This window comes from Rhodovulum iodosum, from assembly GCF_041020385.1.
GTDB lineage: Bacteria > Pseudomonadota > Alphaproteobacteria > Rhodobacterales > Rhodobacteraceae > Rhodovulum > Rhodovulum iodosum.
Genome location: NZ_JBEHHI010000002.1, coordinates 600,530 through 621,152 on the forward strand (window position 1 = coordinate 600,530; position 20,623 = coordinate 621,152).

Below are 20,623 nucleotides of genomic sequence, written 5' to 3' on the forward strand. Positions count from 1 at the left end.
GGCAAAAATACCCGAAAAACCGGCCCGTCAGGGCCGGACCGTTCCCGCGCCCTCGACGAGGTACTTGAAGCTCGTCAGTTGCTCGGCCCCGACCGGGCCGCGGGCGTGCAGCTTGCCGGTGGCGATGCCGATCTCGGCGCCCATGCCGAACTCGCCCCCGTCGGCGAACTGGGTCGAGGCGTTGCGCATCAGGATGGCGCTGTCGAGCCGGGCAAAGAAGCGGTCGGCCGCCGCGTCGTCCTCGGTCAGGATCGCGTCGGTATGCTGCGAGCCATGGTCGCGGATATGGGCGATGGCCGCGTCGATGTCATCGACCACCTTGGCGGCGATATCCATGTCGAGATATTCGCGCCCCCAATCGGCCTCGGTGGCGGCCACGGTGCCCGGCAGGTGGGCCAGCCCGGGCCCGGCATGAACCTGCACCCCGGCGGCCGAAAGCGCGGCCACCAGATCGGCGCCCAGCCCTTCGGCCACGTCGCGGTGCACCAGCAGGCATTCGGCCGCGCCGCAGATCCCGGTGCGCCGTGTCTTGGCGTTCAGCACCACGTCGCGCGCTTTTTGCGGGTCGGCGGCCTTGTCGACATAGATATGCACGATGCCTTCGAGATGCGCGAAGACCGGCACCCGCGCCTCGCGCTGCACCAGTTCGACCAGCCCCTTTCCGCCGCGCGGCACGATCACGTCGATCGCGCCGGTCATGGTCAGCATCTCGCGCACCGCCTCGCGGTCGCGGGTGGGCACCAGTTGGACGGCGTGTTCGGGCAGGCCGGCCTGCTTCAGCCCGGCGGTCAGGCAGCCGGCCAGCGCCTCGGAGGAATGCAGGCTTTCCGACCCGCCGCGCAGGATCACCGCGTTGCCGGCCTTCAGGCAGAGCGCCCCGGCATCGGTGGTCACGTTGGGGCGCGATTCGTAGATCACGCCGACCACGCCCAGGGGCGTGCGCACCCGGCGGATATGCAGGCCAGAGGGCATGTCCCATTCCGCCATCACCGCGCCCACCGGGTCGGGCTGGGCGGCCACGGCCTCTAGCCCCAGAGCGATGCCGTCGATGCGCGCCGCGTCGAGATGCAGCCGGTCGAGCATGGCCGCGCTCAACTCCTTGGCGTGGGCAAAGGCCATGTCGCGGGCGTTGGCCTCCTGGATCTCGGCCTGGCGCTCGCGCACCATCTGCGCGGCGGCGGCCAGCGCCTCGGCCTTGGCGCCCGGCGCGGCGAAGGCCAGATCGGCAGCGGCGGCCCGGGCGCGGCGGCCCATTTCAGCCATCAGGGCGGGAATGTCGTCTTTGGGCAGGTCTTTCATCTTTTCGGTTCCTTGTCTGGCCGTCACAATACAAGAACGGCCAGGGCCTTTCCAGCCCGGCGCGGGAATACGCCATTTTCAACAATACCGCTTTGAAGCTCGGGATAGTTTCGCAGCCGGCCAGGACACGGCAAAAGGAAACGCGCCCAAGAAATCTCCAAAACACCGCTTTTACAGAGTTTTACAGGACCATGTCATCGCGGTGGATTAACGCCGCGCGGCCCGGATAGCCCAGGATCGCCTCGATCCCTTCCGAGCGGCAGCCGGCGATCAGCCGCGCCTCGGCAGCGGTGTAACGCGCCAGCCCCGCGCCCAGCCCCGCACCGCCGGGCCCGACGATCGACACCGGGTCGCCCCGCCCGAAATCGCCGGTCACCTCGGTCACGCCGGCCGGCAGCAGCGACTTGCCCCGCCCCAGCGCCGCCGCGGCCCCGGCATCGACCAGCACGCGGCCCCGCGGCTTCATCGCGGCGATCCAGCGTTTGCGGGCCGCCTGCGGGTCGCCCTTGGGGCGGAACCAGGTGCACGGGGCCCCGTCTTCCAGTGCCGTCAGCGGGCGCATCAGCGACCCCTCGGTGATCGCCAGGGCGCAGCCCGCGCCGGTGGCGGTCTTGGCCGCCATCAGCTTGGTCTTCATCCCGCCCTTGCTGAGCCCCGAGCCCGCGTCGCCGGCCATCGCCTCGATCTCGGGCGTGATGTCTTCGATCAGGTCGAAGCGGCGGGCATCGGGATGGTCGACGGGGTTGGCGGTGTAGAACCCGTCGACATCGGACAGCAGGATCAGGTGATCGGCCCCCACCGTCACCGCCACCTGCGCGGCCAGCCGGTCGTTGTCGCCAAAGCGGATCTCGTCGGTGGCGATGGTGTCGTTTTCGTTGACGATGGGCACGACGCCGAGGCCCAGCAGGGTTTCCATCGTCGCCCGGCTGTTGAGATAGCGCCGCCGGTCGGCGCTGTCTTCCAGCGTCACCAGCACTTGCCCCGCGGCGATGCCGTGGGGCGCCAGCGCCTCTTCGTAGGCCCGCGCCAGGCGGATCTGACCGACCGCGGCGGCGGCCTGGGATTGCTCCAGCGGCAGCGTCCCGGCACCGAGGCCGAGCGCGCCGCGCCCCAGCGCGATCGAGCCCGACGAGACCAGGATCACGTCCGCGCCCCGGCCCTTGAGCATCGCCACATCCTCGGCCAGCGCGCGCAGCCAGTCGCCGCGCAGGCTGGCCGTCGCGCGGTCGACCAGGAGCGCCGAGCCGATCTTGACGACGACGCGCCGCGCCGTGCTCAGGGCCGCCACGTCTCGGGCTCCTCTCGGGCGGTCTTGTGGCGCAGGCGGTCCTCGTCGATCTCGGCCCTGAGCGCGCGCAAGACCTCGGTCAGGCCCTCGCCCGAGACGCCCGACATCATCAGCACGGGCCGGCCGGTCTCGGCCTCCAGCGCGGCACGGGCCTCGGCGCGGGTGTCTTCATCCAGCGCGTCGATCTTGTTCAGCGCGGTCACGCGGGGCTTGTCGGCGAGGTGCCCGCCATAGGCCTCGAGCTCGTGGATGATGGTGCGATAATCCGCGGCCACATCCTCGGAGGTGCCGTCGACCAGGTGCAACAGCACCGAACAGCGCTCGACATGGCCGAGAAACCGGTCGCCGATCCCGCGCCCTTCATGGGCGCCCGCGATCAGCCCCGGAATGTCGGCAATCACGAATTCCACGCCGTCCACGCCCACGACCCCGAGGTTGGGGTGCAGCGTGGTAAACGGGTAATCGGCGATCTTGGGCCGCGCGTTCGAGGTGGCCGCGAGGAAGGTGGACTTGCCCGCGTTGGGCAGGCCCAGCAGGCCCGCATCGGCGATCAGCTTGAGCCGCAGCCACAGCGTGCGCTCCACCCCCTCCTGCCCCTGGTTGGCGCGCCGCGGCGCCTGGTTGGTCGAGGTCTTGAAATGCAGGTTGCCAAAGCCGCCGTTGCCGCCCCTGGCCAGAAGCACCCGCTGGCCCACCTCGGTGAGGTCGGCGATCACGGTTTCCTCGTCCTCGTCCAGGATCTCTGTGCCCACCGGCACGCGCAGCACGATGTCGTCGCCACTGGCGCCGGTTTTCTGGCTGCCCTGTCCGGGGCGGCCGTTCCTGGCAAAGAAATGCTGCTGATAGCGGAAATCGATCAGCGTGTTCAGACCATCGACCGCCTCGGCCCAGACATCGCCGCCGCGCCCGCCATCGCCGCCATCGGGGCCGCCGAACTCGATATACTTCTCGCGGCGAAAGCTGATACAGCCCGCCCCGCCCGCGCCGGACCGGATTTCAACCTTTGCAAGGTCAAGGAATTTCATCTCGCGCCTCGAAGCTGCGTCGGCTCAGCCGATAGTGGATATTCGGTGCGGGCTCAAGCCGCGCCAGAGAGTGGCCGGTGCCGGTGCCGGTGCGTTCAAAGCCCAGCTTTTCCAAAACCCGCGCCGAGGCCGGGTTGTCGGCGAAACAATCGGCGGCGATCAGGTCCAGCTTGGAAAAGCGGTCGAAGACGGCCCCGATCAGCCCGCGCGCGGCCTCGGTGGCATAGCCCCTGCCCCAGTGATCGGGCCCCAGGAAATAGGCCAGCGACACCGGCGCGCCGCCCAGGCCCGCCGCGCCCACCAGGCCGCCGGCCTTTTCGTAGATGCCCAGCCGGAACCGCGGCCAGCCGCGAAACCGCCCCCGCTCGACCCAAAGCCGCGCCGCGGTCTCGGGCCAGGGCACGGTGATCGAGCCCATCATCGGGGCCACCAGGGGGTGCGCGCCGATCTCGATCAGCGCCGGCAAGTCGTCTTGGCCGATGGGGCCGAGCCTCAGCCGCGGCGTCTCCACCGCAAAGCTCCGCGCCCGGCCCATCGCGTCAGCCGAGTTTCTTCAGATAGGTCCAGGTCGCGACCTTGGCGTTGCGCGACACCGAATACGCCTCGGCGTCGCCGATATATTCGAACCCCGCATTGGTCAGCACGCGGGCCGAGCCGGGGTTGTCCTGAAACACCTCGGCAAAGACCGTCTTGTCGCCGTGCGGGTTGGCCTCCAGGATCGCGGTCACCGCCTCCGAGGCGATGCCGGTGTTCCAAAAGGCCGGCGCCACCCAATAGCCGATCTCGGACTGGGCGCGTTCCATGCGGTCCAGGGCAACCACGCCCAGCACTTCCGACAGACCCTGCGCGGCCCCGTCCATGACCCAGACATCCTCGCTGCGCTTGGCGTCGAGGGCGCGGTCGATGAACGCCTCGATCGCGCCGGGCGGCATCGGGTGCGGGATCGACCGGGTAAAGCGCGCCACCCGCAGATCGCCCGCGTAAAGCGCCAGCAGCCCGGCATCCGAGCTGCGCAACGGGCGCAGCGTGAACCGTTCGGCCTCGATCACGGGCTGGGTGACGATCGATTGCAGGGTCATGCCTTTCCTCCTCCGAAAAGCGCGCGGGCGATGCTGGCGGGCATTCAGCCGGCCAGGGCCCCCATCAATTCTTTGTCAAACGGCCGGCGCGCGGCCGTCTTTGCTATCTGCTTTCCCCCGCCGGTCCCGGCCGCGCGCACCGACGACCGAAGGACCGATAAAAAGATGGCCATCGTCACCTTGGCCTGCAAGGACGGCGCACAAGGTGCGACAAAACCGGCCAACCCGGGCGCCGCGCCCCGCAACCGCCCCGACACCGCAGCTCCGGCGGTGTCGGGGCCGCGGCCCGGGCCGGCGGAGACCCATGTGAAAGAACCTGTCTCGACGCCCATCCCGGGGGCCTTTCAATGCTTGAAACGAAAATGGGGGACCGGCGCCTTGCCGATCCCCCACCTGAAATGCCGTGTCCTGAGGTTTCGGCTTACTCGGCGGCCTCCGCTACCGGGAGGACCGAAATAAAGGTGCGGCCCTTGAGGCCCTTGTGAAAGGTCACGGCGCCTTCGCAGGTCGCAAAGATCGTGTGATCCTTGCCCATGCCCACGCCTTCGCCCGGCCAGAACTTGGTGCCGCGCTGACGCACGATGATGTTGCCGGCGATCGCGGCCTGCCCGCCGTAGAGCTTCACGCCCAGACGGCGGCCGGCAGAGTCGCGGCCGTTGCGGGAGGAACCGCCTGCTTTCTTGTGTGCCATAGCTCGTTACTCCTCTGTCGCTCAGGCGTCCGCCGGGGCCGTGGCGGCCCCCAGGGCGGGCTTGACGCCGGACTTGTCGGCGCCCTTTTCCAGAATGTCGGTCACCCGCACGAGGGTGAGTTGCTGACGGTGGCCGCGCGTGCGCTGCGAGCCGTGCTTGCGGCGGCGCTTGACGAAGTTGATGACCTTGTCGCCCTTGATCTGGTCGACCACCTCGGCCTGGACCGCGGCACCGGCGACGGTCGGCGTGCCGATCTTGCTGCCGACCATCAGGATTTCGTTGAACTGCACGGTTTCACCGGCATCGGCCGCAAGCTTTTCCACGCGCAGCATGTCGCCGGCCTGGACCTTGTATTGCTTGCCACCGGTCTTGAGGACCGCAAACATGGCCTGTTTCCCTTCGCTTCCGCGTCCTGTGGCCCCGCCTCGCGGCGGCGTTTCTGCCGGATGGCGCCCTCGGACAGCGCGCCCCTGAAAAGGCGTCAATGTCAGATACCCACGCGGGCCTCGGCCCGATGGAGCCGCGCTTATCCCGGATCGGCCGCGTCAAGTCAAGGGGTCAGATATCCTGCCCGCCGGTGAACCGCGCCGCGGCCAGCCCCAGCGCGCGCGAGATGTCGCGGAACATCACGTCGAAGCCGGCAAACAGCGCCGCGTTCAGCTCTTGCCCCGCCTCGCTGCGGGAAAAATCGATATAGGCGCGCAGCTCGTCGTCGCTGAGCGGCGCGTAGGCCATGGCGAGAAACGCGAACAGCCATTCGCGCGTTTCGGCCCTGATCTGCGGCTCCTGCGACCAGGTCTCGCGCAGCATCTGGTCTTCCGTCACCTCCATCGACAGCCCGCCGCCATCGGCGAGCCCGGTGAAAAAGGCGTAGTTGGAGTTCAGCGCCCCGGCCACGTTCTGCTCGATCAGGTCGTTGGCCTCGACGAATTCCTCGATCAGCGCGAGGCGCGGATCGTCGTCGGCGATCATCTCTTCCAGCCGCGCGACGCTTTCGGCCTCGACCTCGGGGTCGAGCTGCGCCCGCCGGGCCGAGGTTTCCAGCGCGATCAGGCGCGCGCCCAGCGGGCCGGTAAAGAACTCGACCATCGGCGTCAGGTCTTCGCCCTCCAGCGCATTTTCCATCGCGCCGGTCAGCGTGTCCAGCATCCGCCCGCCGTCATAGATCTCGGCCACCTGCGCCGACCAGCGCGCGCCACCGCGGCCGGAAAACATCTCGTCCTCGATATCGGTGCCGTAGGCGCGCCCCTCCTCTTGCATGATCTCCACGAGATCCGGCAGCGCCAGCGCCTCGACCAGGCGCGCCAACTCGGCGGAGGGCGCGGCGCGCAGCGGCCCCGCCAGCACAATGGCAAGGGGGAGCAGCAGGACGGGCAGGTAACGGCGCAGCATGGGCGAGCTCTCAGGCTAGAGGGGTTTAGTGAAAATCTAGTGGTTCGCGGCACCATTTCCAACCGCCGCACGCCGCACGGGCCACAGGCGAGAAAACCGCTTGCGCCGCACCGCGCTTGCCATTAGATCGACCTCCCACAAGGCCATGGCCCCGCGGAGAGGTGCCGGAGTGGTCGAACGGGGCGGTCTCGAAAACCGTTGAGCCTTCACGGGCTCCCAGGGTTCGAATCCCTGTCTCTCCGCCAACGCGACTGGGATCCAACCCTCGGTGAACGGAGCGCGGTTCGTTTCCCACGCATTAACCAATCCGCCGTAGGGTTCTCGCCACGCATTCAGTTATCGGTGGCATCATGCAGAGCAGCTTCAGCCAGTTCCTTCGAACTGGAGGAAATGGCGAGTTTGTTCTGTCGCGCACGGCACGTGGCTGGGTCGGACGCCGTGTCGGCCTGTCGCTCAAGTCGGAGTTCCCCGGTTACGAGACCCTGCGAAGCGCGTTCGAGGGGCGGCTCGTCCGCGCGGTCGAGGACAACGCCACGACGATCCTCCGGGCGATCGGCAGTTCCTTCTCTCCACCGCTGACGGGCGCCGATCTAACCGACATGTCAAGTGCTCGCAGCGCAACGCTGGCGGAGTGGGACAGGCGGATGGAAACGATCTGGGCCGAGTGGCACTCGCATCCACAGCGCCTGCGCCCCATCCGTCAGTCTATGGAAGACGGTCTTCTGACCGGGTTTCGGGGTCTGGTCAACGAGCTGCGCCAACGCGCACTCGGGATCGAGCAGTATGTCTGGCGGTCTCGGGATGATGCGCGCGTTCGCGACAGCCACGCCGATTTCGACGACAGGATCTTCGACTGGGACACGCCGCCCGAGGGAGGCCATCCGGGCCAAGAGTACAATTGCCGCTGCCATGCCGAACCGTTCCTGCCGGATGAGCCCGATTACGTTCCGGACACTGGCATCGCCTACACGGCCGCGCGCTTCGGTGCGGAGGTTGAAGGGACCGCAGAGGCCGGACGAGATTTCGGCGTCGGTCTCCTCGAAGCAATCTCCGACCTGCCCGGCCAGGTAAGGACGGCAGCCCGCTTCGCATGGCTCGTGGCGCGCGACGCGGCGGGCAACTTGTCCGTGGAGCAACGTGCCGAACTTGCAGAATTGCGACGGTCGCTCGATGATCACGTCCAGGAGATCGTCGAGTTCTGGCGCGACAGCCCGGGAATCGCGGCGGCGTTTCTGGAGTATGTCGCCGCCGTAAGGACACGCCCCGAACTGGCCGACGAGGCCTATCGCGCCGGGCTCGCGACGCGCGCACAGGTCGAGGCGGCGCATCGCGAACGCGCGTATCTCGAGACGGTGATCCTTCTCAACGTCGCACCGGGGGTCATGGCCGCGCGGCTGCTGCGGCGGCGCGGGCGCCGGGGCGACGGCGACCGGACGGACGATCTCGCCGACGCGTTGCTGGCCGAAGCCGCGCGCGCCCGACGCCACCCGGCGGATGTGGACTGGGACGCGATCGACAATCCCGGCATCGCATGGTCGGGCCCGATCACATCGCAAGGCGAGCCATGGGAGGACCTTCTGGAGGCCGGAGGTGACCATGGCCTGCGTTCGCCGCCGACGTTCCCAACGTTCGATTTCTTTGACTTCGATAGCCGTCTCGCGACGAGCGCCAAGACCCTCGACACCCGAGCGCCCACCTATGCAGATCGCCCGAGCCGCATCTTTGGCAGGCTGCGGGACTACATCGACCGGATCGAGCGGTTCGAACAGGGCAGCAGCGGCGTCTTCCGGATACGGCCGGGCCAGATCGAACGGCGCCGGCTGGAACTGGCGGTGCCATTCGACACGACACCTGAACAGGCAATACAAATTCAACGCGCCATCGACTATGCTATCGATCGCGGGATCGAGGTGAACGTGAGGTTCGTGCAATGAGCTTTGAAAAAGCGCTGGCTCAGATGAAAGCTCAGAATGCGCGGAAGCCGAAGCCGCCCCCCCCGCCGCCGCCCGCTGAAAGCAGAGAGGCGACCGTCGAGGCCTATCGACAGTTCACGCATGTGTTCTCGCAGGCTGTTTACAGTGCGGCGGTTGGCGACCCCAAGGGCTATGCGGCGTTTCTCGATGCAGAACCTGCGCGCGAGGATCTCGGTAGGGCGTTGCATGATGCGCTTGCCGCGAGCCGCTTCATCACCCCCGACCATCCCGAATGGGACACCGTTATGCGCCCGCCGACCGCAGACGAGATCAAGGCGCGGGAAGACGACCTGAAACGCCGCGCCGGTGTGAAAACCAACAAGGCTCTCTACAAAGGTGTGGGAAGTGTTGCAGTCACCCTACAGGATGGACAGATCGAACTGAGTCCTTTGCGCCACCGCGGCCGCGGAGCTTGGGAAGGGATCAGGGGACACGAGCCAAGACGGTTGCCGGCCTCTGTCTCAGACGCCGAGCTCGGCGACGCCGTAACTGCGGCCATCGAGATCAGCAGAAATTCGTAAGACATTGATAAGAATATATATTGGTCCGCGGCGTTGATTGTCGGAAAGGTGGAGAACGTCCGATCCCGGTCCCGTCCTGTCCGCCATTTTCCACCTCTGCTTCCTGCAATGAGTGGGCAGATGCACCCCCAACCTCCTACTTGCGATCAATACCTCGCTCGTGCGGAAGATTTCGTTCGGAATGCTGCGGTTGTTTGCAGCCAGCCACGTAGTGGGTGGTTGCCGTCCGCCTGTCTTCTCCTCGGCTTCGCTTGCGAACTGCTTGCCAAGCGTCGCCTTTTAAGAAGGGCATCACGAAGGAGCGACTTAGAACTTCGCCGTAGGATCATGACATCTGGCAGATGTGGCGGTCGGAAACGACGCTGTTCGACGAAGCCCAGGACCTCGCCCGAGCCTATCTGCAACGCCCGAACCCGAACCGCGCCGATACCGGCTTTGACTGGCCGCTTCGTCTTGAACATTGGCGAACGTCACTTTGCCGACCCGAAAGCGATGACGGTAATCCTTGGCGCGATCATCAAGCGAGACCGCAGCGCACCGAGTGGATGAAAGCGCTTTGCGCTTGTGAGTCGATTTTCCAGCCACTACCCCAAAGGGACCCATCGCCTTTCAGGGAGGACGCGATGACCCAGCAGGATCGGCCCGGCGGCCTGACCCGTGCCGCCAGCCCCGGCGGGCCGCACCGGGGCTACATGCCCGGCTTCGGCAACGATTTCGAGACAGAGGCCCTGCCCGGCGCCCTGCCCCAGGGCATGAACAGCCCGCAGAAATGCGCCTACGGGCTTTACGGCGAACAGCTTTCGGGCACCGCCTTCACCGCGCCCAGCCACCAGAACGAGCGCACCTGGTGCTATCGCATCCGCCCCTCGGTCAAGCATTCGCGCCGCTATGCCGAGCTTGACCTTCCCTACTGGCGCAGCGCCCCCGACATCAGGCCCGGCATCGTCAGCCTCGGCCAGTTCCGCTGGGACCCGGTGCCGATGGAGGACGCGCCGCTGACCTGGCTGACGGGCATGCGCACCATGACCACGGCAGGCGACGTCAACACCCAGACCGGCATGGCCGCGCATATCTACCTCGTCACCCGCTCGATGGAGGATGCCTATTTCTACTCCGCCGACAGCGAGCTTCTGGTCGTGCCCCAAGAGGGGCGGCTGCGGTTTTGCACCGAGTTGGGGGTGATCGATGCGGGGCCGCAGGACATCGCCCTGATCCCCCGCGGCATGGTCTACCGCGTCGAGGTGCTGGAGGGCCCCGCCCGCGGCTTTGTCTGCGAGAATTACGGGCAGAAGTTCGACCTGCCCGGGCGCGGGCCGATCGGCGCCAATTGCATGGCCAACCGCCGCGATTTCAAGACGCCCGTCGCGGCGTTCGAGGACCGCGAGGTGCCCTCGACCGTCACGGTCAAATGGGGCGGGCGGTTCTTCGTCACCGAGATCGGGCAAAGCCCGCTCGACGTGGTGGCGTGGCACGGCAATTACGCGCCCTGCAAGTATGATTTGTCGACCTATTGCCCGGTCGGCGCGGTGCTGTTCGACCACCCCGACCCGTCGATCTTTACCGTGCTGACGGCACCCTCGGGCGTACCGGGCACCGCCAATATCGACTTCGTGCTGTTCCGCGAACGCTGGCTGGTGGCCGAAGGCACCTTTCGCCCGCCCTGGTACCACCGCAACGTCATGTCGGAGCTGATGGGCAACATCTACGGCCAGTACGATGCCAAGCCGCAGGGATTCGTCCCCGGCGGGATGAGCCTGCACAACATGATGCTGCCGCACGGCCCCGACCGCGAGGCGTTCGAGGGCGCGTCCAATGCCGAGCTGAACCCGCAAAAGCTCGACAACACGATGTCGTTCATGTTCGAGACGCGCTTTCCCCAGCATCTGACTGAATTCGCAGCGAAAGAGGCGCCCTTGCAGGATGACTACATCGACTGCTGGGATAGCCTGGAAAAGAAGTTCGACGGCACGCCGGGGGTGAAATGACCGGGCCGGGTCCGATGCGATGAAGGTCGCCACGCTGAACGACGGCACGCCCGACGGGCGGCTGGTGGCGGTCTCGGACGACCTGACGACCCAGCGCGCCTGCACCGAGCCGACGCTGCAGGCCGCGCTCGACAGCGACCGCCTCGTCCCGGCCTACGAGGAACGCCCCTTCGCGCCCGCGCTCTGCGCCGCGCCGCTGCCGCGGGCCTACCAGTTCCTCGACGGGTCGGCCTATGTCAACCACGTCGCCCTTGTCCGGCAGGCGCGCGGCGCCGCGATGCCAGGCCGGTTCTGGACCGACCCGCTGATGTACCAGGGCGCCTCTGACGGGTGCCTCGGGCCGACCGAGGACATCGTGGCCGACCCCGCATGGGGCCCAGACTTCGAGGCCGAGATCGCGGTGATCACCGGGTATGTGCCCCAAGGCGCCAACCGGGATCAGGCTGCCGCTTCAATTCGTTACGTGATGCTCTGCAACGACATCTCGCTCAGGGCGCTCATCCCCGACGAGCTGGCCAAGGGCTTCGGCTTCGTCCAGTCGAAACCCGCCAGCGCGTTTTCCCCGGTCGCCGTCGCGGTCGATGCCTGCCCCGGCTGGCGCGACGGCAGGCTGCACGGCACGCTGTCGGTCGATCTGAACGGCGCCCCCTTCGGCCGGGTCGAGGCGGGCGAAGACATGACTTTCGGCTTTCCCGCGCTGATCGCCCATGCCGCCCGCACCCGCAGCCTGGCCCCCGGCACCATCGTCGGCTCGGGCACGGTGTCGAACCGGGGCGCGGATGGCGGGCCGGGCGCGCCCGTGGCCGATGGCGGGCGCGGCTATGCCTGCATCGCCGAACAGCGCATGGTAGAGACGATTCTGACCGGCGCGCCGCGCACGCCCTTCCTGTCGCCCGGCGACCGGGTGCGGATCTGGATGGACGACGCAGAGGGCCGCTCGATTTTCGGCACCCTGGACCAGGAGGTGAGAGCCCCATGAGCAAGACATTCGCCTCGGCCGGCGACCTGACGCCCAAGACGATATCCTTCACCGAGGTCGGCGAGGGGCTCTGGGCCTTTACCGCCGAGGGCGACCCCAACAGCGGCGTCATCATCGGCGAGGACAGCGTCATGGTGATCGACGCCCAGGCCACGCCGCGACTGGCGGGCATGGTGGTCGACAAGATCCGCACCGTCACCGACAAGCCGATCAGCCACGTCGTGCTGACCCATTACCACGCGGTGCGGGTGTTGGGCGCCTCGGCCTATGACGCGCAGGACATCGTGATGGGCGCCGCCGCACGGGCGATGGTGGCCGAGCGCGGACAAGAGGATTGGGAAAGCGAGTTCGCCCGCTTCCCCCGCCTTTTCGAGGGGCACGAAAGCATCCCGGGCCTGACCTGGCCCACGCTGACCTTCACCGACCGGATGACCGTCTACCTTGGCCGGCGCCGGGTCGACCTGATGCATCTGGGCCGCGCCCACACGGCGGGCGATATCGTGGCGCACGTCCCCGACGCGGGCGTGATGTTCACCGGCGATATCGTCGAATACCATTCCGCCTGCTATTGCGGCGACGCTCATCTGCAGGACTGGCCCGCCACGCTGGACGCGATCCGGGCCTTCGATCTCGACGCGATCGCGCCGGGGCGCGGCGATGCGCTTGTCGGGCGCGAGATGGTCGACGCCGCGCTGGACAACACCGCCGATTTCGTCACCTCCACCTACCGCGCGGTGGCGCGTGTCGCGCAGGGCGGCGGCACGCTGGCCGAGGCGATGGCGGCGGCCCGCGCCGCCTGCGACCCGAAATTCGGCGATTACGCGATTTACGAGCATTGCCTGCCCTTCAACGTCGCGCGCGCCTATGACGAGGCGCTGGGGATCGACACGCCCCGCATCTGGACGGCCGAGCGCGACCGGCAGATGTGGGCGGCCCTGCAGGGCTGAGCGGCTAGAGCCGCCGGGTAGGCACGTCGTAGACGGCCAGGTTATGCGCCAGCGACAGCTTGCGGCGCAGGTCTTCGCCGGCGCGCACGGCGTCGTCGCGGTGCCAGCGCCGCACCAGCCCCGCGCCCGCCCGCCCACGATAAAGCGCGGCATTGGTGGGCGTGCTCTGCAACAGTTCGGGGGCCGGCCGCAGCATGGCCGGCGGCGGCGGCGCGGCGCGGCCCGACAGCCGCGCCGACGCCGCAGCGGCCAGGTGTTCCCCGAAGGCGTCGATGCGCGCCCGCACCCGCGCCATGCCCTCGGCCACCTCGGCCCGCGCCGCACCGGGCGCGGCGAGGATGGCATCGGCGCGCGCGGCCAGCGCCTCGGGCCGGTCATGTTCCAGCACGGGGATGTCGCAGCCCATCAGGGCCGACAGCCCCTCGGCCTTGTGCGAATTGCCCGCGGTCGGGATCACCGGCGTGCCCTGCGACAGCGCCGAGACCGAACTGTGATAGCGCCCGCCCACCACCAGCGCGGCCCCCTTCAGCACGGGCAGCAGGGCGCGAAAATCGGGCGCGTCGCGGGACGAGATCGCGCGGCAGGCCGCCGGCCCCCAGGCCGCCACGGCACTGTCGTAAAGCGCCCGGTCAAGCGGGCGGGAATAGAGGAAAACCGGCATCAGACCGTGGGCGTCGGCGATGCGTTTGAGCCCGTCGAGATAGGCGGCCACGTCATAGCCCGCCAGCGCCGCCGATCCGGTGACGCAGAAATACCCGCCCGACGGCAGCCCGGCCGGTGGGCGGGTTGCGTCCTGCGGCGCCACGAACGCCATGTCGGGGCACAAGAGCGCGCCCTCCAGCCCCAGCCCCCGGACCAGCGAATAGGACCGGAACTCGCGCAATGCGACCATGTCGAACCCGCCGAAGATCGCCCGCGCGCGCGCCGCATCCGCCGCGCTTTCGGTCACGAAGGACTGGTTGAGGCTGAACACCGGCTTGCCGTAGAGATGGCGCGCCAGCACCGGCAGGGTGAAAAACGCCACCCGCCGGTAAAGCGCGGGCGCGCCCATCGTCCCCTCGCCCTGGAAGACCACCAGATCGGCCCCGCGCACCCGGTCGAGCAGCGGGCCGAAGCGCCGCGCGGCCAGCCCTTCGAGAAAGCGAAGGTCGTCGGCTGCGGGCGCCGGGTCGCCCTGGATCGCCGCGATCCGCGCCCCGTGGCGGCGCTCGATCGCGCGGTCGATCCGGTGGCGCGGCAGGAACGGCACGACCGACAGCTCGCGCAGGCCCACGGGCGCCAGCCGGCGCGCCAGAAACGCGTGCAGGCCCCAGCTTGTGGCCTGGCAGCCCCAGTTCTCGCGCCCGCCGGTAAAGTTCAGAATGACCGCTTTCATCGCCGCGCCCTTCTAGGCCAGCGCCGGCCCCGCGTCCACGGCTTGCACGGATTACGGCCATCACGGACAGGGCGCCGCCCGCGGCCCGGCGCGCCCGAGGCCACTACCCTTCGCGCGGCTGCGGGCGCGAGGGGATTTCCTTGAGAAGGCCACCCACCCCCATCGCCGCGACCGCGTCGTCGCCGACCGTCAGCCCGCAGGCCACCCGCTCCAGCACCCAGTCGGCGCCGTTCAGCGCGGGGCTGCGCGCGCAGCCCGGCAGGCCGATCACCGGCCGCCCCGCAAGATCGCCCAGGAACAACAGGTTGCCGGGGTCCACCGGCATGCCAAAGCGCATCACCCGCCCGCCCGCGGCGCGCAGCGCCTCGGGGCCGGTGTCATGCGCGTCGGAGGTGGCCGAGCCGGTCAGGATCAGCGCCATGTCGCCGGGCAGCGCCGCCAGCGCCGCGGCCATGGGGCCGACCGCGTGGGGCACCGTCTCGACCGCGCCGAGCGCGATGCCGAGCGCATCGAGCCGGGCCGCCACCGCCGCCCGGCCCTTCTCGGCCAGGCCGGGCTTTTGCCCCGGCACCTCCGACAGGATCAGCCCCGCCGTTTTCAGCCGCACCCTGTGCACCCTCAGCGCCCCCGGCGCCGCGTCGCAGGCCGTGGCCAGCGCGGCGCCGGGCACCGCGTAGGGGATGATCTTGACCGTCCCGGCCAACAGCCCCGGCGTGACCCGCGTCAGCGGCGCGAGGGTGGCCAGCGTAATGCCCGGATCGACCCGGTTCAGCGCATGAATGGCAGCGGTATCGAGCCCGATCACGCCCGCCGCGTCGGCGTGCAGGTTGACCCGCCCCCGCGCCGCCGGCCCGACCCGCAGCCCGGCGGCCGCCGGGTCCGGCACCAGAGCGCGGGCCAGCTGCGCGGCCGCGGCATCCTCGGCCAGGTCGCCGGGGTCGAGACGGGCCACCGTCACCTCGGACACCCCGGCCGCGCGCAAGGCGGCAAGCTCGTCCTCGCCCAGCACCAGGCCCTTTTTCAGCACGCGCCCCTCCAGCCGCTGGGAATGCGCCAGAACCGCCCCCGCGGCCTCGTCCAACGGTACCGGACCGAACCGCATCAGCCCTGCCTCAGCCGCTGGACGATCTCCGCCAGGATCGACACCGCGATCTCGGCGGGCGATTTCGCCCCGATGTCAAGGCCCACGGGCGCATGAATTCGCGCGATATCCTGGGGGCTTACGCCGGCTTCCTCAAGCCGCGTCACGCGCTTGGCGTGGGTCCGGGTCGAGCCGAGGCAGCCTAGGTAAAAGACGTCCGACTCCAGCGCGGCCAGGATCGCGGGGTCGTCGAGCTTGGGGTCGTGGGTCAGCGTGACCACGGCGGTGCGCGCGTCCAGACCGCGCGCCTTGAGCGCCGCGTCGGGCCAGTCGTCGAGGATCGTCTCGCCGGGAAAGCGCGCCTCGGCGCCGAAGGCCGGACGCGGGTCGATCAGCGCGGGCGCAAAACCCGCCAGCCGGGCCATCGCCACCAGCGGCTGGGCAATATGCACAGCGCCGACAATGGACATGCGCAGCGGCGGATTGTGGATGTTGACGAAACACTCGCCCTCGAAGCCCGACTTGTCGGCGCGCATCCGCTCGGCGATGGCCTCTCCCAGTTGCGCATCCTCGGGGCCTGCCAGCCGCCGGGCGCCCGCGCCGGGGTCGACCACGTAGGCCACCGCGCGACGCGCGGCCCGCGCCGCCGCCAGATCGGCCAGCAACACCTCTGGCAATGCCTTTCCCACCGGCTCGACCAGCACGCGGATGCGCCCGCCGCAGGCCAGCCCCACGGCAAAGGCGTCGTCGTCGCTGACACCGTAATCCAACAGACGCGGCTGGCCGTCCTCCAGCGCCTCCAGCGCCTCGGCGATCACCGCGCCCTCGACGCAGCCGCCCGAGACCGAGCCCGCCATCTCGGCATCGCCCGAAATCGCCAGCTGGCTGCCCACCGGCCGCGGCGCGCTGCCCCAGGTCTCGACCACCGTGGCCAGCGCCGCGCCGCGCCCGGCCCGGTGCCAGGCCAGCGCCGCCTCGGGGATCGCGTCATGGTCCAAGCTTTGCATGTGTCGTCCTCCCTGCCCCGATCATGGCGCGCCCCGCGGTTCGGGACCAGACGCAAAAAAACGCCGCGGGCGCCCGGCCCGCGGCGTTACAGGGTCCCGCGGGCCGATGGCCCGCGGCGCGGCACGAGGCCGGTTTACTCGGCCGGCGTCTCGGCGCCGCCAAGCGGCGCGCGGCGGCCCTTGATTCGCTTGGGCAGGATGAACGCGATCACGATGAAGGCCGCGCCGACGGCGATGCCCGCCAGATCGCCCTGCAGCGTCGGAATCGCCGCCGGGTAGTCCGCGCCGGGCACGGCCCCCAGCGTCCATTTCTCGCCCTCCAGCATCCCGAGGTCGGCCCAGAACGGATAGCTCAGCATATAGGCTGCCGCGCCCAGAAGGCCCCCGGCCACGAAGAACAGCGCGTCGATCCGGCCCGAGGCCAGCGCGCAGACGCCGGTGCCCGGGCAATAGCCCGCCAGCGCCCAGCCCAGGCCCAGCATGATACCGCCGATGAAGACGCCGACATAGGCGGTCTTGACCGACATGTGGGCGACCTCGACGAGGCCCAGCATCTGCCCGCCGAAAAGCAGCACGGAGGCCACGCCGATGGCCAGCAGGATGGTCTTCATCAGGTGCAGGTTGGTCAGGTTCAGCATCCGGCCGATCCAGTTGGGGTTGGTCGCCCCGATCCGGTCGAGAACCGTGCCGAAGGCGGCGCCGATGACGATGGCAAGTGCGATCTGCAACATGGCTCAGGCCTCCCTGTTGAAGAGGTAGATCGCGGCCGGAAACGCCGCCATGAAGGCGCCGAGCGCGAAGATGTAGCCCGAGACCGAGGTCTGCATCATCCCCGACATCATGTGCCCCGAGGTGCAGCCGCCCGCCAGCCGCGCGCCGTAAAGCACGATGAAACCGCCGACGAAGGCCGCGATCCAGCGTTTCAGCACGTTGCCGCCGAAATTCGCGCGCCAGAGCGCGGGCACCATGTATTCGCCCTTCGGCACGCCGCCGCGCAGCACCGAGGACAGCCCCGCCCCCAGCATCATCGCGCCGACGAAGACGAAGGAATAGTTCAGCGGGTTGGCGACGGATGCCGCGTATTTCCCGTCGGACTTGGCGAGATAGGCATTGGTCGAGGTATACCCATCCTCGGTCTGGGTGACGACATCGGGTGACTGGATATCCCAGCCGATCCCGTCGAGGATGACGAATTGCGTCGAGACGCCGATCGGTTTGACCAGCAGCACGGCGATGAAAAAGACGAGCCCTAGAAGCAGCCCGCCCCATTTCCAGTTGAGCACCATGGGGACCTCCCACCCTTCTTTTAGCGGTAGCCAAGTGACGCGAATTATTCGCGTAATCGAATTTGATCTCGGCAAGAGGTTGACCACGGGCCTTGATCTGGATCAACGGGGCATTTTGCCACGAAAAAACGCCGTGGGAGGGAGGCCCACGGCGTTCTGTTTGCGACGCTTCGGGAGGGAGGCCCTCGGCGTCAACTGCGGCGGACAGGGAGGGAGGGCCCTGAACACCAACCCCCCATGTTGGGAAACGACAGGGGGCCGCCTGCACGGCGGGAATGCGTCGGGAAAAACGCACCGTGCAAACTATGTTTTTCAAATGTAGCTTTGCCGGCCGGGCGACTTTGATTTAGATCAAACCGGTTCATCCTGCCGCAGCAGGGCGCGCATCCGGTCGCGCTCTCCGGCGTCGCCGGCGCTGGAAATCGCCGCGGCCAGATCCTCCAGCGCGGCGATCGAATGGCCCGCGCGAAAACAGTCGACATGGGGCAGCATCGCCTTGATTCCCTGGGCTTTCGGCGCGAATCCATCCCAACGCAGCAACGGGTTTATCCAGATCAGCCGGCGCGCGGAGAGGTGCAGGCGCTCGATCTCGCGCGACAGAATGTCCACCGCGCCGCGATCGAGCCCGTCGGTGATCAGGAGCACCACCGCACCGCTGCCCAGCACCCGGCGCGACCAGTCGCGGTTGAAGGCGTGCAGCGCATCGCCGATTCGGGTGCCGCCCTCCCAGTCCTGCGCCTCCGATCCCGCGGCGGCCAGCGCGGCGTCGACGTCGCGGGTGGCCAGTTGCCGGGTGATGTTGGTCAGCCGCGTGCCGAAGGTGAAGGCGTGCACCTTGGCCCAGCCCGCGCCCTTTTCATTGGCCACCGCGTGCAGGAAATGCAGCACCATGCGCGAGTATTGCGACATCGAGCCGGAGATGTCGCAAAGCACCACCAGGTTGGGCCAGCGGGTGCGCCGGTCACGATAGGCAAGCGCGCCGATCTCGCCGCCACGGCGCTGCGCCGCGCGCATCGTGCCGCGCCAATCGGGCAGCCGCCCGAGGGTCGCGGGCCGGGTGCGGCGCGAGACCAGGGGTTTCACGGGCAAACGCAGACGGGCCAGCATCCGCTTGGCCTCGGCGATCTCGGCCAGGCTCATCTGTTCGAAATCCAGGGTCTTGAGCCGTTCGCGCCCCGAGGCGGTCTGGCTCGCGTCGATCTCGATCTCCTCGCCCGCGGGCTCGCCGGGGTCGATCTCGGGCATCTCGCGCTCGGCCCCGTCGAGCAGCGCCTCGGCCGCGCGCCGCTCGGCCGCCCTGGCCTTGCGCTCTTCGGCCACGCCCCTGAGCGAGGGCAGCATCAGCCCCATCATGTGCTCGAGAAACCGCGGGTCGCGCCAGTAGAGCCGGAAGACCTGGTCGAAGACCTGGCGGTGTTCGGGCCGCGACAGGAAACAGGCCGCCAGCGTGTGGTAGAAATCGCCGCGTTCGGAGAACCCCGCCGCCTCGACCGCGCGCACCGCGTCGATCACCCGGCCCGGCCCCACCGGCAGGCCCGCGGCGCGCAGCGCGCGGGCGAAATGGGTGATGTTGTGGCTCAGCTTTCCGTGGTCGGGGATGTCGAGCGGGGGCAGCTCTGTCATGGCGGACCTCGGGGTCGGGCGGAGAGGCCGGGGGGTTTTCCACCCCCCGGACCCCCCGGAGGATATTTTAGGCCAGAAGAAGCTCAGGCCGGGGCGAGCTCGGCGCGGATCTCGTCGAGCAGGCGCTTGGCCTCGGAGCCCTCGATCTTCTGGATATCGTCCTGGTATTTCAAAAGCGCGCCGATCGTGTCGGCGATCACCTGCGGCGAGAGGTCGATCACGTCGAGCGCCAGCAGGCATTTGGCCCAGTCGATGGTTTCGGCGACGCCGGGTTTCTTGAACAGATCCTCGGTGCGGAGTTTCTGCACGAAGGCGACGATCTCGCGGGAAAGGGTTTCGGCGGCCTCCGGCGCGCGGGCGTGGAGGATTTCGATCTCGCGCTCGAAATCGGGATAGTCGACCCAGTGGTAGAGGCAGCGGCGCTTGAGCGCGTCATGCACCTCGCGGGTGCGGTTCGAGGTGAGGATGACGATGGGCGGATGCGCGGCCTGGACCGTGCCCAGTTCGGGGATCGTGACCTGGTAATCGGACAGCGCCTCGAGCAGGAAGGCCTCGAAGGGTTCGTCGGTGCGGTCGATCTCGTCGATCAGGAGCACCGGCGGCCCCTCGACATGGGGGCGCAGCGCCTGCAGCAGCGGGCGTTCGATCAGGTAGTGCTGCGAGAAGAGCTCGTCCTTGAGCGCCTCGCGGTCGGCGCCGGCGCCGTCGAAACCCATCGCCTCGGCGGTGCGGATGGCGATCATCTGCTCGGCGAAATTCCATTCGTAGACGGCTGAGGAGGCATCGAGCCCCTCGTAGCATTGCAGGCGGATCAGCCGGCGGCCGAGCGCGGCGGCGATCGCCTTGGCGATCTCGGTCTTGCCGGTGCCGGCCTCACCCTCGAGAAACAGCGGCCGGCCGAGGCGCAGCGCGAGGAAGGCCACGGTGGCCAGCGCCCGCCCGCAGACGTAGTTCTGCCCGTCCAGCAGCGTTTGCACCTGGTCGATCGACGCGATTTCTTCGGCCATGTCCGTCCTCCCCTTGCGTCAGACTGCACGCGGTGCGGCGGCGGTCAAGGGCGCAGCCGCGCGG

The 20,623-nt window shown here is 68.7% G+C and carries 19 protein-coding genes, 1 tRNA gene and 1 pseudogene; 6 read left to right on the forward strand and 15 right to left on the reverse strand.

Features of this window, described 5'->3' with window-relative positions; genetic code table 11:
* Positions 1 to 27: 27 nt before the first annotated feature.
* The 8 genes and pseudogenes from Ga0609869_RS12065 to Ga0609869_RS12100 form a co-directional block, all read right to left on the reverse strand.
* Positions 28 to 1,299 (reverse strand): glutamate-5-semialdehyde dehydrogenase, encoded by a 1,272-nt coding sequence (locus Ga0609869_RS12065; protein ID WP_125404177.1) that lies wholly within the window; start codon positions 1,297 to 1,299, stop codon positions 28 to 30.
* Between the two features lie 181 nt (positions 1,300 to 1,480).
* Complete coding sequence (gene proB, locus Ga0609869_RS12070) at positions 1,481 to 2,587, reverse strand: glutamate 5-kinase (protein WP_125404178.1); 1,107 nt, start codon at positions 2,585 to 2,587, stop codon at positions 1,481 to 1,483.
* The gene (gene obgE / locus Ga0609869_RS12075; protein ID WP_125404179.1) at positions 2,575 to 3,612 is read right to left on the reverse strand and encodes a GTPase ObgE; all 1,038 of its coding nucleotides are present in this window, start codon (positions 3,610 to 3,612) and stop codon (positions 2,575 to 2,577) included. Before obgE ends, proB begins: the two co-directional genes overlap by 13 nt.
* On the reverse strand, positions 3,599 to 4,123 hold the full coding sequence (locus Ga0609869_RS12080) for a GNAT family N-acetyltransferase (RefSeq protein ID WP_211336795.1): 525 nt from the start codon (positions 4,121 to 4,123) through the stop codon (positions 3,599 to 3,601). Before Ga0609869_RS12080 ends, obgE begins: the two co-directional genes overlap by 14 nt.
* 28 nt (positions 4,124 to 4,151) lie before the next feature.
* Positions 4,152 to 4,691, reverse strand: coding sequence for a GNAT family N-acetyltransferase (locus tag Ga0609869_RS12085; protein WP_125404181.1), 540 nt, complete (start codon positions 4,689 to 4,691; stop codon positions 4,152 to 4,154).
* Between the two features lie 421 nt (positions 4,692 to 5,112).
* A complete protein-coding gene (gene rpmA, locus Ga0609869_RS12090) occupies positions 5,113 to 5,382 on the reverse strand; it encodes a 50S ribosomal protein L27 (protein ID WP_125404182.1) in 270 nt (89 codons plus the stop codon).
* 24 nt (positions 5,383 to 5,406) lie between these two features.
* Positions 5,407 to 5,769: pseudogene (gene rplU, locus Ga0609869_RS12095) on the reverse strand (50S ribosomal protein L21); the annotation flags it as partial.
* Positions 5,770 to 5,941: 172 nt separating this feature from the next.
* A complete protein-coding gene (locus Ga0609869_RS12100) occupies positions 5,942 to 6,775 on the reverse strand; it encodes a hypothetical protein (protein ID WP_125404183.1) in 834 nt (277 codons plus the stop codon).
* Between the two features lie 155 nt (positions 6,776 to 6,930).
* Between Ga0609869_RS12100 and Ga0609869_RS12105 the strand changes: the two genes are divergently transcribed.
* From Ga0609869_RS12105 to Ga0609869_RS12130, 6 genes are all read left to right on the forward strand, one after another.
* Positions 6,931 to 7,020: transfer RNA gene (locus Ga0609869_RS12105), tRNA-Ser, on the forward strand.
* A 105-nt stretch (positions 7,021 to 7,125) separates the two neighbouring features.
* Positions 7,126 to 8,709, forward strand: coding sequence for an endonuclease toxin domain-containing protein (locus Ga0609869_RS12110; protein WP_125404184.1), 1,584 nt, complete (start codon positions 7,126 to 7,128; stop codon positions 8,707 to 8,709).
* On the forward strand, positions 8,706 to 9,269 hold the full coding sequence (locus tag Ga0609869_RS12115) for a contact-dependent growth inhibition system immunity protein (RefSeq protein ID WP_125404185.1): 564 nt from the start codon (positions 8,706 to 8,708) through the stop codon (positions 9,267 to 9,269). The genes Ga0609869_RS12110 and Ga0609869_RS12115 overlap by 4 nt, the downstream gene beginning before the upstream one ends.
* Before the next feature lie 623 nt (positions 9,270 to 9,892).
* Complete coding sequence (hmgA, locus tag Ga0609869_RS12120; RefSeq protein ID WP_125404186.1) at positions 9,893 to 11,254, forward strand: homogentisate 1,2-dioxygenase; 1,362 nt, start codon at positions 9,893 to 9,895, stop codon at positions 11,252 to 11,254.
* Between the two features lie 19 nt (positions 11,255 to 11,273).
* On the forward strand, positions 11,274 to 12,233 hold the full coding sequence (locus tag Ga0609869_RS12125) for a fumarylacetoacetate hydrolase family protein (RefSeq protein WP_125404187.1): 960 nt from the start codon (positions 11,274 to 11,276) through the stop codon (positions 12,231 to 12,233).
* Positions 12,230 to 13,180, forward strand: coding sequence for an MBL fold metallo-hydrolase (locus Ga0609869_RS12130; protein ID WP_125404188.1), 951 nt, complete (start codon positions 12,230 to 12,232; stop codon positions 13,178 to 13,180). Before Ga0609869_RS12125 ends, Ga0609869_RS12130 begins: the two co-directional genes overlap by 4 nt.
* Positions 13,181 to 13,184: 4 nt before the next feature.
* Here Ga0609869_RS12130 and Ga0609869_RS12135 read toward each other — a convergent pair whose 3' ends face one another.
* From Ga0609869_RS12135 to Ga0609869_RS12165, 7 genes are all read right to left on the reverse strand, one after another.
* The gene (locus tag Ga0609869_RS12135) at positions 13,185 to 14,555 is read right to left on the reverse strand and encodes a polysaccharide pyruvyl transferase family protein (protein ID WP_125404189.1); all 1,371 of its coding nucleotides are present in this window, start codon (positions 14,553 to 14,555) and stop codon (positions 13,185 to 13,187) included.
* Positions 14,556 to 14,658: 103 nt separating this feature from the next.
* Positions 14,659 to 15,657 carry a molybdopterin-binding protein gene (locus Ga0609869_RS12140; RefSeq protein WP_125404190.1) on the reverse strand — a complete coding sequence of 333 codons (999 nt, stop codon included), beginning with the start codon at positions 15,655 to 15,657 and terminating at the stop codon, positions 14,659 to 14,661.
* Positions 15,657 to 16,643 carry an XdhC family protein gene (locus Ga0609869_RS12145; RefSeq protein WP_125404191.1) on the reverse strand — a complete coding sequence of 329 codons (987 nt, stop codon included), beginning with the start codon at positions 16,641 to 16,643 and terminating at the stop codon, positions 15,657 to 15,659. The genes Ga0609869_RS12140 and Ga0609869_RS12145 overlap by 1 nt, the downstream gene beginning before the upstream one ends.
* Positions 16,644 to 16,777: 134 nt before the next feature.
* Positions 16,778 to 17,374: a DUF6691 family protein gene (locus tag Ga0609869_RS12150; protein ID WP_125404192.1), complete on the reverse strand. Its 597-nt coding sequence runs from the start codon at positions 17,372 to 17,374 to the stop codon at positions 16,778 to 16,780.
* Between the two features lie 3 nt (positions 17,375 to 17,377).
* Positions 17,378 to 17,929, reverse strand: a complete 552-nt coding sequence (locus tag Ga0609869_RS12155) for a YeeE/YedE thiosulfate transporter family protein (RefSeq protein WP_125404193.1) — start codon at positions 17,927 to 17,929, stop codon at positions 17,378 to 17,380.
* 351 nt (positions 17,930 to 18,280) lie between these two features.
* Positions 18,281 to 19,552 carry a vWA domain-containing protein gene (locus Ga0609869_RS12160; protein WP_125404194.1) on the reverse strand — a complete coding sequence of 424 codons (1,272 nt, stop codon included), beginning with the start codon at positions 19,550 to 19,552 and terminating at the stop codon, positions 18,281 to 18,283.
* 83 nt (positions 19,553 to 19,635) lie between these two features.
* Positions 19,636 to 20,559 carry an AAA family ATPase gene (locus Ga0609869_RS12165; protein ID WP_125404195.1) on the reverse strand — a complete coding sequence of 308 codons (924 nt, stop codon included), beginning with the start codon at positions 20,557 to 20,559 and terminating at the stop codon, positions 19,636 to 19,638.
* Between the last annotated feature and the right edge of the window lie 64 nt (positions 20,560 to 20,623).

What these genes read in the sequence shown, in the direction of transcription:
- Ga0609869_RS12125 (WP_125404187.1), top strand. Translation starts at nt 11,274, where the DNA reads ATGAAGGTCGCCACGCTGAACGACGGCACGCCCGACGGGCGGCTGGTG.
- Ga0609869_RS12145 (WP_125404191.1), bottom strand. Translation starts at nt 16,643, where the DNA reads ATGCAAAGCTTGGACCATGACGCGATCCCCGAGGCGGCGCTGGCCTGG.
- Ga0609869_RS12160 (WP_125404194.1), bottom strand. Translation starts at nt 19,552, where the DNA reads ATGACAGAGCTGCCCCCGCTCGACATCCCCGACCACGGAAAGCTGAGC.
- rpmA (WP_125404182.1), bottom strand. Translation starts at nt 5,382, where the DNA reads ATGGCACACAAGAAAGCAGGCGGTTCCTCCCGCAACGGCCGCGACTCT.
- Ga0609869_RS12165 (WP_125404195.1), bottom strand. Translation starts at nt 20,559, where the DNA reads ATGGCCGAAGAAATCGCGTCGATCGACCAGGTGCAAACGCTGCTGGAC.
- Ga0609869_RS12110 (WP_125404184.1), top strand. Translation starts at nt 7,126, where the DNA reads ATGCAGAGCAGCTTCAGCCAGTTCCTTCGAACTGGAGGAAATGGCGAG.
- Ga0609869_RS12150 (WP_125404192.1), bottom strand. Translation starts at nt 17,374, where the DNA reads ATGTTGCAGATCGCACTTGCCATCGTCATCGGCGCCGCCTTCGGCACG.
- Ga0609869_RS12155 (WP_125404193.1), bottom strand. Translation starts at nt 17,929, where the DNA reads ATGGTGCTCAACTGGAAATGGGGCGGGCTGCTTCTAGGGCTCGTCTTT.
- Ga0609869_RS12130 (WP_125404188.1), top strand. Translation starts at nt 12,230, where the DNA reads ATGAGCAAGACATTCGCCTCGGCCGGCGACCTGACGCCCAAGACGATA.
- Ga0609869_RS12065 (WP_125404177.1), bottom strand. Translation starts at nt 1,299, where the DNA reads ATGAAAGACCTGCCCAAAGACGACATTCCCGCCCTGATGGCTGAAATG.
- Ga0609869_RS12115 (WP_125404185.1), top strand. Translation starts at nt 8,706, where the DNA reads ATGAGCTTTGAAAAAGCGCTGGCTCAGATGAAAGCTCAGAATGCGCGG.
- hmgA (WP_125404186.1), top strand. Translation starts at nt 9,893, where the DNA reads ATGACCCAGCAGGATCGGCCCGGCGGCCTGACCCGTGCCGCCAGCCCC.
- Ga0609869_RS12140 (WP_125404190.1), bottom strand. Translation starts at nt 15,657, where the DNA reads ATGCGGTTCGGTCCGGTACCGTTGGACGAGGCCGCGGGGGCGGTTCTG.
- Ga0609869_RS12085 (WP_125404181.1), bottom strand. Translation starts at nt 4,691, where the DNA reads ATGACCCTGCAATCGATCGTCACCCAGCCCGTGATCGAGGCCGAACGG.
- Ga0609869_RS12100 (WP_125404183.1), bottom strand. Translation starts at nt 6,775, where the DNA reads ATGCTGCGCCGTTACCTGCCCGTCCTGCTGCTCCCCCTTGCCATTGTG.
- obgE (WP_125404179.1), bottom strand. Translation starts at nt 3,612, where the DNA reads ATGAAATTCCTTGACCTTGCAAAGGTTGAAATCCGGTCCGGCGCGGGC.
- Ga0609869_RS12135 (WP_125404189.1), bottom strand. Translation starts at nt 14,555, where the DNA reads ATGAAAGCGGTCATTCTGAACTTTACCGGCGGGCGCGAGAACTGGGGC.